The 13133-nt window shown below is 55.2% G+C and carries 13 protein-coding genes; 6 read left to right on the top strand and 7 right to left on the bottom strand.

Translation table 11 applies throughout. From position 1 onward, the window contains the following. Positions 1–80 precede the first annotated feature (80 nt). The 4 genes from ACOSDM_RS17350 to ACOSDM_RS17335 all read left to right on the top strand — a co-directional run bounded on the left by ACOSDM_RS17350 (position 81) and on the right by ACOSDM_RS17335 (position 2353). The gene (locus ACOSDM_RS17350; RefSeq protein ID WP_420725823.1) at positions 81–812 is read left to right on the top strand and encodes a F0F1 ATP synthase subunit A; all 732 of its coding nucleotides are present in this window, start codon (positions 81–83) and stop codon (positions 810–812) included. A 147-nt stretch (positions 813–959) separates the two neighbouring features. Continuing rightward, positions 960–1184, top strand: coding sequence for an ATP synthase subunit C family protein (locus ACOSDM_RS17345; RefSeq protein ID WP_420725822.1), 225 nt, complete (start codon positions 960–962; stop codon positions 1182–1184). A gap of 73 nt (positions 1185–1257) precedes the next feature. Further along, complete coding sequence (locus ACOSDM_RS17340) at positions 1258–1851, top strand: F0F1 ATP synthase subunit B' (RefSeq protein WP_420725821.1); 594 nt, start codon at positions 1258–1260, stop codon at positions 1849–1851. Positions 1852–1855: 4 nt separating this feature from the next. After that, complete coding sequence (locus ACOSDM_RS17335) at positions 1856–2353, top strand: F0F1 ATP synthase subunit B (protein WP_420725820.1); 498 nt, start codon at positions 1856–1858, stop codon at positions 2351–2353. Between the two features lie 98 nt (positions 2354–2451). Here ACOSDM_RS17335 and ACOSDM_RS17330 read toward each other — a convergent pair whose 3' ends face one another. The 5 genes from ACOSDM_RS17330 to ACOSDM_RS17310 all read right to left on the bottom strand — a co-directional run bounded on the left by ACOSDM_RS17330 (position 2452) and on the right by ACOSDM_RS17310 (position 7006). Then, positions 2452–3393, bottom strand: a complete 942-nt coding sequence (locus ACOSDM_RS17330) for an alpha/beta hydrolase fold domain-containing protein (protein WP_420725819.1) — start codon at positions 3391–3393, stop codon at positions 2452–2454. Positions 3394–3461: 68 nt separating this feature from the next. After that, positions 3462–3890, bottom strand: coding sequence for an EVE domain-containing protein (locus ACOSDM_RS17325; protein WP_420725818.1), 429 nt, complete (start codon positions 3888–3890; stop codon positions 3462–3464). 23 nt (positions 3891–3913) lie between these two features. Next, the gene (locus ACOSDM_RS17320; protein WP_420725817.1) at positions 3914–5170 is read right to left on the bottom strand and encodes an MFS transporter; all 1257 of its coding nucleotides are present in this window, start codon (positions 5168–5170) and stop codon (positions 3914–3916) included. 9 nt (positions 5171–5179) lie between these two features. Beyond that, positions 5180–5554: a TraR/DksA family transcriptional regulator gene (locus ACOSDM_RS17315; protein WP_420725816.1), complete on the bottom strand. Its 375-nt coding sequence runs from the start codon at positions 5552–5554 to the stop codon at positions 5180–5182. A gap of 45 nt (positions 5555–5599) precedes the next feature. After that, entirely contained in the window at positions 5600–7006 is a 1407-nt protein-coding gene (locus ACOSDM_RS17310) for an MFS transporter (RefSeq protein WP_420725815.1), read from the bottom strand. A gap of 324 nt (positions 7007–7330) precedes the next feature. On the opposite strand from ACOSDM_RS17310, the gene ACOSDM_RS17305 reads away from it, so the two are divergent. Together ACOSDM_RS17305 and ACOSDM_RS17300 are read left to right on the top strand one after the other, a co-directional pair. Beyond that, complete coding sequence (locus tag ACOSDM_RS17305) at positions 7331–8458, top strand: M14 family metallopeptidase (RefSeq protein ID WP_420725814.1); 1128 nt, start codon at positions 7331–7333, stop codon at positions 8456–8458. After that, positions 8455–10230, top strand: coding sequence for an SLC13 family permease (locus ACOSDM_RS17300; protein WP_420725813.1), 1776 nt, complete (start codon positions 8455–8457; stop codon positions 10228–10230). The genes ACOSDM_RS17305 and ACOSDM_RS17300 overlap by 4 nt, the downstream gene beginning before the upstream one ends. 43 nt (positions 10231–10273) lie before the next feature. Here ACOSDM_RS17300 and ACOSDM_RS17295 read toward each other — a convergent pair whose 3' ends face one another. Together ACOSDM_RS17295 and ACOSDM_RS17290 are read right to left on the bottom strand one after the other, a co-directional pair. Then, positions 10274–10894: a glutathione S-transferase family protein gene (locus ACOSDM_RS17295; protein ID WP_420725812.1), complete on the bottom strand. Its 621-nt coding sequence runs from the start codon at positions 10892–10894 to the stop codon at positions 10274–10276. Positions 10895–11033: 139 nt separating this feature from the next. Beyond that, positions 11034–12539 carry a peptidoglycan DD-metalloendopeptidase family protein gene (locus ACOSDM_RS17290; RefSeq protein ID WP_420725811.1) on the bottom strand — a complete coding sequence of 502 codons (1506 nt, stop codon included), beginning with the start codon at positions 12537–12539 and terminating at the stop codon, positions 11034–11036. Positions 12540–13133: the final 594 nt, after the last annotated feature.

Raw genomic sequence — 13133 nt, 5'->3', positions numbered from 1 at the left:
GCTCAGAGTCGGGCCTATGCGTAAAACGGTTTTGGCAAACGGGCCGATAGGTCCGGACTAACAGCGAGAAGGGGTTCGCCGTGGCTGGTCCGCTCGAACAATTCATCATTAAGCCTATCGTCGAAGGTCCTGTGGATTCAGTGGCCTATACCAATTCTGCCTTGTGGATGTCGGTGACGGTTGTCGTGGTCACCGCCTTTATGGTGCTGGGCATGTCCCGCCGCGCCATGGTGCCGGGCCGTTGGCAGTCCATGTCGGAATCCATGTACGAATTCGTTGGCGGGCTGATCAAAGAGAATGTCGGCGATGAAGGCCGGAAGTATTTCCCCTTCATCTTTACGCTGTTCATGTTCACCCTGTTTGGCAACATGCTGGGTCTGCTTCCAGGCAGCTTCACCTTCACCAGCCACATCATTGTGACTTTGGTCATGGCGACCTTTGTTTTCGTGATGGTGACAATTGTTGGCTTGTTGAAGCATGGTCTGCATTTCTTCAGCTTTTTCGTGCCAACCGGGGCGCCTGTTTGGCTGTATCCCCTGATGATCCCAATTGAAATCATCTCCTATCTGTCCCGTCCGGTCAGCATGGGGGTTCGCCTGTTCGCCAATATGATGGCGGGCCACACGATGTTGAAGGTTTTTGCAGGCTTCGTGTTTGGGATCGGAACATTGACCTTTGGCGTCGGTAGCATCCTGCCCATCGCATTGATGGTCGCGTTGACCGGGTTTGAAGTCCTGGTCGCCTTCCTGCAGGCCTATGTGTTTACGGTTTTGACCTGCCTGTATTTGAACGACAGCCTGCATCTGCATTGATAGCGGCGGTCTGATCTTGCGTGCCCGTCTGGCTCAGGTCGGGCGGTTTTTGAGAGTTTCGCGGGTGCGGGCGGGCCAAAATAGCCCCCGTCCGGCCCTTAACGGAAGCGCGGCTGTGACCGTGCCTATTGAAGGAGTGAGCGTAAAATGGATCTCGAATCAGCAAAAATGATTGGCGCCGGTTTGGCCGTTATCTGTCTCTTTGGGGTGGGTCTTGGTATCGGTAACATCTTCTCTTCTCTGATCACCGCAGTCGCCCGCAACCCGGCTTCCCGTAGCCAGGTTTTCGGTCTGGCGATGCTGGGCTTCGCCTTGGTTGAAGCCGTCGCGCTGTATGCGCTGCTGATCGCCTTCCTGATCCTTTTCGCCTAATTCTCTGGGCCAAGTTGGGGGCAGTCTGTTTAGGGCTGCCCCTCACCGGATCCAAGTGAAAGGGGTTTCAAGGATGAACCAGGTTCTAAAATCGGGCCTTCAGCTTTCAGCCGTCGCGGTGATTTCCGTGATTGGCCCTGTTTGCGCTTATGCAGCTGAGGCGGAACACCAAGGCGGCATGCCGCAATTGGATACCAGTTCTTTCTCCAGCCAGATTTTCTGGTTGGCCGTGACATTTGCAGCGCTGTTTATCCTGATGTGGAAGGTCGCTGTGCCCCGTGTTGGGGACGTGATCGAGTCACGGGAACAAAAGATCCGTGCCGATCTGGAACGGGCCGAACAACTGCGTGTTGAAATTGCTGAGGCGGAAGCCTCTGTCGAGAAGGCTTTGTCCGAGGCCCGGTCAGAAGCACAGGATATCTTGCGTAAAGCGCAGGAGAAGCTTGTCGCGGACCATGCCAAGAAAATGGAAAAGCTGGATGCCGATCTGGCGGTTAAAATGACCGATGCGGAAGCGTCGATCGATGAAGCCCGCAAGGAAGCCATGGCGTCGATCCGTGAAGTCGCACAGGAAGTTGCTGCGGCTTCTATTGAGAAACTGTCAGGCAAGGCGGCATCCAAGGCGGATGTGACCAAGGCCGTAGACGCGGCGGCGAAAGGGGTCTGAGATCATGGAACATGAATCAATCCTCCAATCGACAGACCTTTGGGTTCTTGTATCTTTCACAATTTTCGTTGTGTTGGTTGTTTGGAAGGGTCGTTCGATCATTCTGAATGCAATTGACGGACGGATTAATCGCATCCGCGATGAAATCAAACAGGCTGAAGCCCTTAAAGAAGAGGCCACGTCTGCTTTGGCGGAAATGAAGCGCACCCAACGGGAAGCCACCGAACAGGCCGCGTCCATTATCGAAAACGCCAAGACTGAAACGAAAATGATGAAGAAGGACATGGATGCCCGTCTGAAACAGTCGATGGAACGCCATGAACAACAGGCCATGGAAAAAATCTCTCAAGCGAAAGCAAATGCAATCGCTGAGGTGAAGAACCAGGCCGTTGATATTGCAATCAGTGCCACCACGCAGGTCCTGACCAAAGCGATGGATGGCGCAGGGGGCGATAAGTCCATTGATGATGCGATTTCGGCTCTGCCCGGAAAGCTTCATTGAGCACGTTTCAGGGCTGACTTTCAGTCTGACTGAGTTTAAAAAAAAACGGGTCGTTTCGATTGAGAGACGGCCCGTTTTATTTTGGCTGTATTGCTGGTCTAATCCGCACGATGGCGCAAGAAAGCGGCCCCTTCGGTCAGCGCCGTCATAGCCGCGTCTACATGGCCACTCATATGCAAAAAGCCGTGCAAGACTCCCTCCACACGCCGATAGTCTACGGTTCCCCCCGCTTCCTGAACAGCCTGGGCCAGCGCAACACTGTCATCTGCCAGCGGGTCCATTGCGACGTCCAGAATGTACAGCGGCGGCAGATCATTCAGCGGATTGGCCAGTATGTCGAAACGGAGGTCGCTCATCTCTTCCGGGCTGTTCATCAGGCAGGTGCGGAAAAAAGCCAGATCCTGCGGGCTCAATCCATCTTCGGCGCCGCCCCATAATCTGCGGGATGCGGAATCCCGCAAGCCATAGGATCCATAATATAGCAGGGCTGCTTTCACACGGTGATGCTGACCCTGAGCCCGCAGCGCAAGTAGTGTCGCCATTGACATATTGCCGCCTGCGGAATCACCGCCCAGCGCAATGCGATCCGCATCCAACCCGTGCTGCGTCCCCTGATCGATAACCCATTGTGCGGCGGCCAGACAATCTTCCTGGGGCACGGGGAACTTCGCCTCTGGTGCCAGGTGATAATCCACCCCCAGAACGCACCATCCGCTTTTTTCCGCCAGCAGGCGCATGATCCGGGCATGCGTATCCAGATTGCCGACAATCCATCCACCGCCATGCAGATAGATCAGAACGGGGCTTGGCGATTTCGCATTTTTGGGACGGTGCAGGCGCAGCGCCAGCGGGCCATTTGCCGTATCGACGGTGATATCCTTCGATTCCCCCATCTCTGGCGCGTCCCGGTTCCAGAATTCACGGTCGGCATTATACAGGATGCGCTGATTGGGCAGGTCGGTTGCCGCAACCTCACCCAAGCCGTGACGTTCCTTGGTCTTCGCCGCAAGTTCAGCCGCGATCTTCAATGCGTGCGCCATTTGGGGATCCAGGCGCGGTGTGATGGAGAGCAATCCCATTCTTAAGGGTCCAATCTTTAAAGGGAGCGTCAGTCGGCCTTCGTCTGTCCCATCTTACAGATCAAATCCCAGGACGCCTTGGGGATGGGCATCACCGACAGCCGGGATTGTTTGATCAGGGACAGGTCTTCCAGGGCTGGTTCCGCTTTGATATCCGCCAGGGTAACCGGTTTTTCAAATGGGCGAATGGCGCGCACGGTGACCATTCCAAATCGTCCTTTCGCATCGGTCGGGTCGGGATGATATTCCTCGATCACATCAACAATGCCAACGATCTGCTTTTCATTAACCGAATGATAGAAAAAGCCCCAATCGCCAATTTTCATGGCCTTCATATTGTTTGAGGCCTGATAGTTCCGAACGCCGTCCCAGCCTTCGCCCTTATCAGCGCGTTTGACCTGATCGTCCCAGGACCATGTGCCGGGCTCTGACTTAAACAACCAATAATTCCGTGCCATTTCAGGCTCCCTCTCAGCTCATATTAAGGTGTAGCGTAGCGCCGTGCGGCGGGTAGGGAAAGGCTGCAACCGATCATCGCCAATGCACCACAGAACAGGCACAGCTGGGCGACGGACCAATCCGCATTCAGCATCCAGCCCAGGGTCGGTGGCGCGGCGGCGCTGGCTAAGACGGCCAGCGCGGTCATCATGGCTTTGATCTCCCCCAGGAACCGGCGACCATAGGCTTCTACCCACAGCGCGACCAGCAATACAGCGGTCATGCCAGAGGTAATGCCACAGCACAGCATAAAAACGGGCGGTGTCCAGGCCCCAGTGCCTAGGGCCAATACAATACACCCGATGATCAGCGGGCCCAGGAACAAGGGCAATCCTCTGGCCGCCCCCTTCCTGTCGATATAGGCTCCCATCATCAGTCCGGCTGGAATACTGCCTATCGCGTAAAAGACCACACTGCCGGCCCATAGTTCCGGACTCCACCCCTTTAGTTCCGCGATCCGCACGCCGTGCAACAACAGGCCGGTGACAATATAGCTGGGACACATCAGGCCGGGCAGGGCCAGATAAAAGCGTGGATCGCGCACCACATCTTTGCGCCGCCAGCTTCGAACGGGGCGGGGGCGGCTCAAATCCGCTTCCGCCAATTGGTCCTGGGCGTCCTGGTCCGCCAGATCCTGCTTATACAGCGCATAGCGTCCGTCATGCCCCTGCAACAGCCACAGCGCAATCGGCAGGCCAAGAAACAGATACAGGCCTGACAGGCCATACCATGCCTCGCGCCAGCCGAAGGCGGCTATGACTGCCACGCCCAGAACTGGAAACAGGGCTTCGCCCAGTGGGAACCCATAGCCACCAAAGGCGATTGCCTTGCCCCGGCCAACCAGGCTGTAGCGCCCCAGACTGTGCCCCATTGTATGGCTCATCAATCCCTGACCGGTCTGCCGCAACAGGAATATCGCCAGGAACAGGGTGACAGGACCTTGAGCCAGCCCCATCAGGGCGCAGGCGATGGCACAGCCGGGCAAAAGGATCAGCGTCCAACGCCGCAGATCGACGCGGTCAATAATGCCCCCCGTATAGACGATGACCGCTGCTGATAACAGTGTGCCTAGACCATAGATCGTGCCAAAGGCGGCATCACTGAGCGCGAAATCGCGCCGTATTTCCCCCCCGAATTGAGAGATGAAAAAGGTTTGGCCGAAACTGGACCCAAACGCCATGAACAGGCCATAAAAGGCCAACCGCGGATCAGCCCGCAGAAAATCAATCGCACCACGCATTGTAAAATCTTATCCCGTTCCCAACCCGGCGGGGCCTGGCCCCGATACGCAATCGACACAGACCGGCGTTGCCGGGTCAAGCCGTAATCGCTTTTCCGGAATCTCGTCATCGCATTTCAGGCAATACCCATAATCACCGCTGTCGATGCGGGCCAGGGCGGCGCGGATGCGTTGGCGTTCTGTGTTGCGGCGTTGCTCTGTCGCCAGCGCCATGGCCTGGCCCTGCATCGCATCCATGCGCGACAGGCGACCAACGGATTGCTGATCCAGGGTTACGGGCGCACGCGATTCCTTGCTGGAGTGAGCAAGGGCTTCAATTTCCGCCAATCGGTCGTTCAGCAGCGTGCGGAAAAAGTCCAGGTCCAGGGAAGATTGATCTGACATGTCGAAAACATAACACGCAAAAATCGCTGTGTCTTTTGCAGAAAATTAGCGGTTTTCAGGTGCGGGTTTCGCCTCTGGAACGGTCGCCTCGGGTGCATCGTCTTCATCCACCTCAAAGTCTGGATGGCAATGCATCAGATCAGAATCCTGATCGGTTTCCGGCCATTCCAGATCCGGGCGCAGGGCCGTTACACCTGCTGCGGACATTCTGGAATCGATTGCCACAAAGGGACCCTGCTGTTCTGCGGGAAGGGATGGTCTGCGCGTCATGCGGTAGATACCAAACCCAACAAAAATCAGATTGATGGCGATCAGGGACCAGAAGTAGCCAGGTGTTCCGAACATATCCATAGCAAAACCGGCGATGTTTGGGCCGAACATCGCCCCAAGGCCGTTGCCCATGATCATCGTTGAACTGGCCGCGACCATCTGTTTGGAATTCAGATAATCATTCGTATGGGCGATGCACAGTGAATAGAGCGGCATTGCAACACCACCAAACAGCAGGGCAATCAGCAACAACAGATTCCGGTTGCTGAACAGATCCTCGCCAATCGGATAAAATTCCTGATAGGTCTGCAGGTTGTTCAGGTTACCGGGGTCTTGAAATATCAGCCCCAATATTCCGATCAGGACACAGGCACTGGCGGATAATACAATGACTTTTCTGCGATCAAAAATATCGGACAGCTTCCCGATCGGCCAGGTGAACAGGAAACCCCCGACAAAGATGGCAACCATGAACAGTGACGCGAAAGACGTTCCATACATCTTATAGGCATAGGCTGGGCCCATACCGATTAACATGCCCGCGGTTGCACCAACCATCACCATGCCGACCGTGCCCAGGGGGGAGATTTTAAACAGCTTTATCGGGCCCAGAGATTCCGGGGCGGTAAATTCGGGCGCGCGGGCACCGGAAATCAAAACCGGCAGGGCCGCCACTGATATCATTACCGAAACAATAGTGAACAGTTGGAAATTTGCAGGGTCATACAAATTCAGGATCAATTGCCCGCTGGCGAGACCCAGCATGGAAACGACCAGATAAATCGCCAGGATTTGCCCCCGTGTATCATTGGTCGCCTTTTCGTTCAGCCAGCTTTCCACCACAATATACAGACCGGCATAAGCAAGCCCAGTCAGGATGCGCATCAGGATCCAGACATAAGGATCAATAATCAGCGGATAGACCAATATCGTCATAGAGGCCAGCGCGGCTAGTGCGGCGAAAACCCGGACATGACCGACCTTTGCCAACATCTTTGGCACAATTGCCGACCCCAAAAAGAACCCTGCGAAATAGCCCGCGACCACGAAACCGGTTAGCGTGTTGCCAAAATCTTCGACCTGGGTGCGAATGCCGACCAGACTGCCGCCCAGCCCATTACCGACCATGATTAGGCCAAGGCCGAGAAACAGTGCCCAACTGACTTTTAAGGCGCTTATCATGGAAACCCGTCTTTCATTCGTCAGGAGGGCACAGGCACATCACTATAGAGCAAATCCCGAGCAAACGGAGTCGTTTACGGCGATGTATTTGCTGAAACAGCAATTCGCTAGAGCATCATGTGCGCGCATATACGTGCCCATGATGCTCTAGCAGCTTGCTATGCACGTTCCTATATCTGAGCGCTAGATAATAGTGTGGTGTGAAAGATCAATATTTTTGTGTTTGCGACGTCTCGGTCATAACAGGGCTTTTGAGTATCCCGCCCAGTCGTTATGGTTCGGTATCACACGGTCGTGTCGAAAGCGTTACACATTGGAGGGTTTATGCACATCGCCAGCAATTTTGATTCCGGTAATATCGAGGTGATATCTGCCAATTCATCGGATGATGTCCAATTGCGCATTCGCAAGGATGCTGGGCCGGATGGTTTCTTTCAGTGGTTCCATTTTCGTGTCAGCGGTGTTGCTGGACAACCGGTCCGGTTGAATATCATGAATGCGGGAGAGGCTTCCTATGTCAAAGGGTGGGAAGGCTACCGCGCCTGTCTTTCTTATGATCGGGAAACGTGGTTTCGGGTCAGTACAGAATTTGACGGCAAGGTTCTGACAATTGAACACACTTCCGAATTCGACAGCTTTTATGTGGCCTATTTCGCACCCTATTCCAGGGAACGCCATCGTGATCTGATTGCGGCCTGTCAAATGCGCCCCAATTGCCGCCATGCGGTTCTGGGTGAAACGACGGATGGGGAAGAACTGGACTTACTGGTCATCGGCGACAGCGATGAAACAAAGAAAAGCATCTGGACCATTGCGCGTCAGCATCCAGGCGAGTCCATGGCGGAATGGTTTATGGAAGGGATGGTAACCCGATTGCTGGATACCAGCGACCCGGTCAGCCGTGAAATTCTGTCCCGTGCGACGGTTTATGCGATTCCAAACATGAATCCGGATGGCAGCCGTCGGGGGCATCTGCGCACCAATGCCAAGGGTATGAACTTAAATCGCGAATGGGCGAACCCTACACTGGAGAACAGCCCAGAGGTCTACCTGACGCTGCAGGCGATGGATCGGGCCGGGCTGGACTTCTGTCTGGATGTGCATGGCGATGAAGGACTGCCCTATAACTTCATCGCCGGGGCGGATGCGATTCCCTCTGCAACCGATAAACTGATTGATCTGCGTAAACGCTATGAGGCCGCACTGTGTCGGGCCAATCCTGATTTTCAGTCAGAGGTGGGATATCCTGCTGCCGCGCCGGGTAAAGCCAATCTTGCAATGTGTACATCGCAATTGGCAGAGCGTTTTGGTGCCTTGTGCATGACACTGGAAATGCCCTTTAAAGAGAACGCGAATGCGCCCGACCCGCTTTATGGCTGGTCAATCGCGCGCTGTCGCCTGCTGGGGGCGGCACATTTGGATGCTCTCTATTCCGTGTTGGATGATCTGTGACATTTGATCAGGGGTTAATCCTGGGGGTTTTGGGTGCGTTGCTGGGCCTCTTCATCTGGGGGCGCTTTCGCTATGATCTGGTTGCAATGATCGGATTGTTGGCGGTGACTCTATTGGGGTTGATTGATCCCAAAGATGCTTTTTCCGGTTTTGGTAATGACGCGACGATAACTGTGGCCCTGGTGCTGATTCTCAGTCGGGCCTTGTCTGCATCCGGCGCGATTGATCCGATTGCCAGACTGGTTCAGCGCGGCTCTGGCACCACGGTCGGGCATATTGGGGGACTCAGCGGCACAGCCGCTCTACTCAGCGCGTTTATGAACAATGTTGGGGCTTTGGCCCTGTTATTGCCTGTTGCGATTCAGTCGGCGCGTAAGGCGGAACGCCCCGTGCGCCTGTTGCTGATGCCGCTTGCCTTCGCCTCCATTCTTGGGGGAATGCTGACACTGATCGGCACACCCCCCAATATTCTGATCTCCGCCATTCGCGAGCGATCAGTCGGGGACAGTTTTGCAATGTTCGACTTCCTTCCGGTGGGGGGCGTCGTGGCAATTATCGGCCTGATTTATCTTATTGTCTTTGGTTGGCGGTTGATACCGAAGGCCAGTGGTAAGGAGGATACTGATCGGTTCGGGGTGGAAGTCTATACCGCAGAAGTTAAGCTATCCAAGGACAGCAAGATTTACGGTAAAACGATCACTGAAATCGAGGCGATGAGCGAGGACCTGGACGTTGTGATCGTAAAATTGATCCGGCGTGGCCGCAATTATCCCTCTCCCCCCCGACATGAGCCGTTGCATGCGACCGACCATCTGATCCTGGAAGGGGTGGCAGAAGAGATTGATCGTTTCGTATCGGACTTCAGTTTAAAACTTAGCGGCGGCGGTCCGACACCCCAGGAAATTCTGAAATCGGGTGAGGCCGCGTCAATGGAGATGGTTGTTCAGCAGGGGTCCCCGCTGGATGGACGCACAGTCGCTCAGTTGCGGTTTGGGCCGCGATATCGCGTCGCCCTGTTGGGGGTTGCGCGACAAGGTAAACCGCATCGTGGGCGTCTGAAGGATTTTCGGTTCAAGGCCGGTGATATCTTGCTTTTGCAGGGTGCTGCGGAAGAATTGAATGAAGCCGTTGCCAGATTCGGTGCGCTGCCACTGCGCGAGCGAGATTTAAGCCTGGGCCGTCGTGGGCGTGGGACAACGGTCCTGCTGTGTTTTGCCGGGGCCGTTTTGGCTGCGGCGACGGGATACGTGTCTTTGCCAATCGCATTCGGCGTCGCCGTGGTGGCTATTGTTCTGTTCGGTGTCGTCCCCTTGCGAGAGGTCTATGACAGTGTCGACTGGCCAGTTATCGTGCTGTTGGGGGCGCTTATCCCGGTCGGCGGAGCGATGGAATCGACGGGGGCAACCGGGTTGATCGCATACAGCATTCTGTCCATTGCGGGCGGGATGCCAAACTGGCTGATTCTGGGCGTTATTCTGGTCGCCACCATGACGATGAGCGACGTTTTAAACAATGCTGCGACCACGGTGGTGATGGCCCCTATTGCCCTTGCCATTGCCCGGGAGCTGGGGCTGTCGGCAGATCCGTTTCTGATGGCGGTGGCAGTTGGCGCGTCCTGCGCATTCCTGACGCCGATCGGACATCAGAACAATGCGCTGGTGATGGGGCCGGGCGGTTATCGCTTCAGCGACTATTGGCGGGTCGGCTTGCCATTGGAAATCCTCATTGCCCTTGTCGCTGTGCCGGCAATCATGATTTTCTGGCCCCTATAGCGCGATTGCGAGGTTTTTTCACCACACCGTGCGGTGAGGGGCGTCATTGGGATCCGAAGTGGCGCTGCCAGACGGGTCCAATAACAGGATGCCGCGCGATATGTTTTTTCAATGCGTGCAGCCGGGGCAGGTCAATTTCCTCCGGGTACCAGACATAGACCATGGCCAGGTAGATATCGGCTAAGCTGAATGTCTCTCCCAGGATATAGGGGCCGGACTCCAGCAAGTCTTCCATAGTTTGCAGGCCTCGACGGAAATGATCCATTCCGGCGCGCTTGACGCCTTCACGTCCGTTCATTTCATCGGTATAGCGGGCAGGATAATAAACCCGAAGATCGCTTTCATAAATATTGATGGTCATGAAGATGATCCAGCGCAGGAAAGCGGCATGCTGGGCTGTTCCCGGTACCGGGGCCAGCTTTGCGTCGGGCAGGGCGGCGGCCAGATGGATCACCATCGCTGCCGATTCGGTCATGATGGAGCCGTCCGGCAATTTCAGTGCGGGTACTTGTTTCCAGGGATTGATCGCGCGGAACTCGTCTGAAAACTGCTCGCCACCGCGAGTGTCGATTTCGACAACTGAATGGGGCGCTTGTGCCAGGGTCAGTGCGGCCTCAATTACAAATCCACCAGAGCCTTTGTGGCTGTAGAGCGTGTAGGACAAGACTCAGTCTCCGACGGGATTGAGAAGAGCATGGGAACTGCGCAGGCTCGATATCCCGATCGACCCTGTTTGCTACCATCGGACACCTTTGGGACTTAGTCCAGCATGTGAATGTGCGCCAGTAAATTTCCTGACAGGATCATTCCATGGCCTGGGCGACCTGAGTACGGGGCTCGACCGCAGCATATTGGGATTCGAGCTTGTCCCGCAGGCTTTCGAACCTTGCCAGTTCCGCCCCTTTCAGGGTTTTGCCGGTGGGAAGCTTAACGCCCTGTGGATTGACCTGCTTGTTGTTCACATGGACTTCATAATGCAGGTGTGGCCCGGTAGAGCGTCCAGATGTGCCGACATAGCCAATGATCTGACGCTGGTCGACGCGGGCACCCGACTTGATGCGACTGTCGATGCGACTTAAATGGGCATAGGAGGTCTTATAGGTGCCATTGTGCCGTATGCGGATATAGCGGCCATAGCCCCCATTCCAGCCGGCCATTTCCACAACGCCATCGCCAGCGGCATAGATCGGCGTTCCTGTCGAGGCGGCAAAGTCCAATCCCTTATGCATTTTGTTATAGCCCAGAATCGGGTGGAAGCGTTTGCCAAAGCCTGATGAAATGCGCGCGCCTTCAACCGGGGTGCGCAGCAATGCACGGCGTACAGACTGCCCTTTGCTGTCATAATAATCAGACCGCCCCTCATCATCTTCAAAGCGATAGAACCGCTTTATCGTGCCAGCGACCGTCATTTCCGCCATCATGATATCACCGTAATCCACGGTCTGGCCTTCATCGGTGCGCCGTTCTTGGAACATCAGAGAGAACCGGTCGCCGGGCTGGACTTCCCGCTGAAAGTCGATGTCGAAAGAGAAGATATTGATCAAGGACCCCAGAACGGCATTTGGCACACCTGCATGGCGGGCGGCGACATACAGCGAACTGTCAATTTCCCCATCCGCGCGAACGATGTGATCGCTTAATTCACGCATGTCTTCGACGGCGGTATAGCCATCTTCCGATTCTGTCACATTGATGGTGCGCAATCCATCTGGATGAAAGGCCAGCGCTGTGACCTTCCCAATGGACCCTTCAACGGTGGGCACCATGGTAACGTCCATCGTCTGGCCCGGGCGCAAATGGCGTGGGTCAAAGGCTTCGGACAGGGATTGCACCAGGGAATAGGCCGTGGCGCGGTCCAGACCAATATCCAACAGGACGGACATCAGGGTGTTACCGGAGGCGATTTCAATATTGACCGTGTAAGGTTGGGTCAACAAGTCATCATGGGCCGTCGAATCGGATCCCAAAGCCGCCAGTTCCCATTGTTCCGACAGCTTCACAGAAGATATCGTGCCGCTGGCCGATGGGATCAGCGCATCATAGGATTCGCTTGTGGCAACCGCGCGGTTCATTGGGATAGACGGTTCTGACATCATGGTGATGCCCAGGCCCGCAGCCAATCCCAATCCTGAAAGTGTCAACAGGCCGGTCATAAAGCGCCGCCGTTTACTGACGGGGTGACCGGCGCGATGGGTGACGAAATAGTGGTCATCAGTGTGTGATGGGATGCCCAGGCGACGCAGCAGTCTCGCCTTTGCCCTGCTCGCAGATCCCCGCAGGGCCCGAAAATGCGCCTTGTCGACTTCCACGAAACCTTGCTCCCATCTCCCTGAATCAAGACCATCGTCATTGATGCAGGCCCGTTAATGCCCATATTCACAATAGGTTTCGCCTCGTCAAAACGGTGACAGAAACCGATTCTCTATCGTGATTCGCCAGTTCGTCTAAGCAAATATCAGGCCGAACGTGCGAAAAACAGCGGTTTTTAAGAAAAAACGACTGATATCTGTCGGTCATTTGCCTTAACACCGTTATCGATACTGGTTGGTGCGAAAACCGTCAAGTTGATGAATTAAGGCATTTCAAAGCCTTGCCTGAAAAAGAGGGTGGAACACCGCGATGTCTCGGGGTCGGAATTAAAAAAAACGCACTGGGTTCAAAAAAGTTTCTCAAAACCGTTTGACACCCCCGGACATGGCCCGTATAAGCCGCCTCCTCGACGAGGGAACACCGACGCCAACGCGGCGACGGCGACCCGGATCGGAACAGAATATCGGTTATTTGACATTGTTGATATCTGGAAGGGATACGCGGTTGGCGGTGGTCTTTATGGCTGCGGTTGATTGTGTATCTTGATGAATAGTCAAGTTACGTTTGAGCTGCTTTTCTGGTGCTTTAGGGTG

The organism is Hwanghaeella sp. LZ110 (assembly GCF_048892525.1).
In the GTDB taxonomy this organism is placed as follows: Bacteria; Pseudomonadota; Alphaproteobacteria; order UBA8366; family Aestuariispiraceae; genus Pacificispira.
This window is presented reverse-complemented; position numbering and strand designations above follow the sequence as displayed.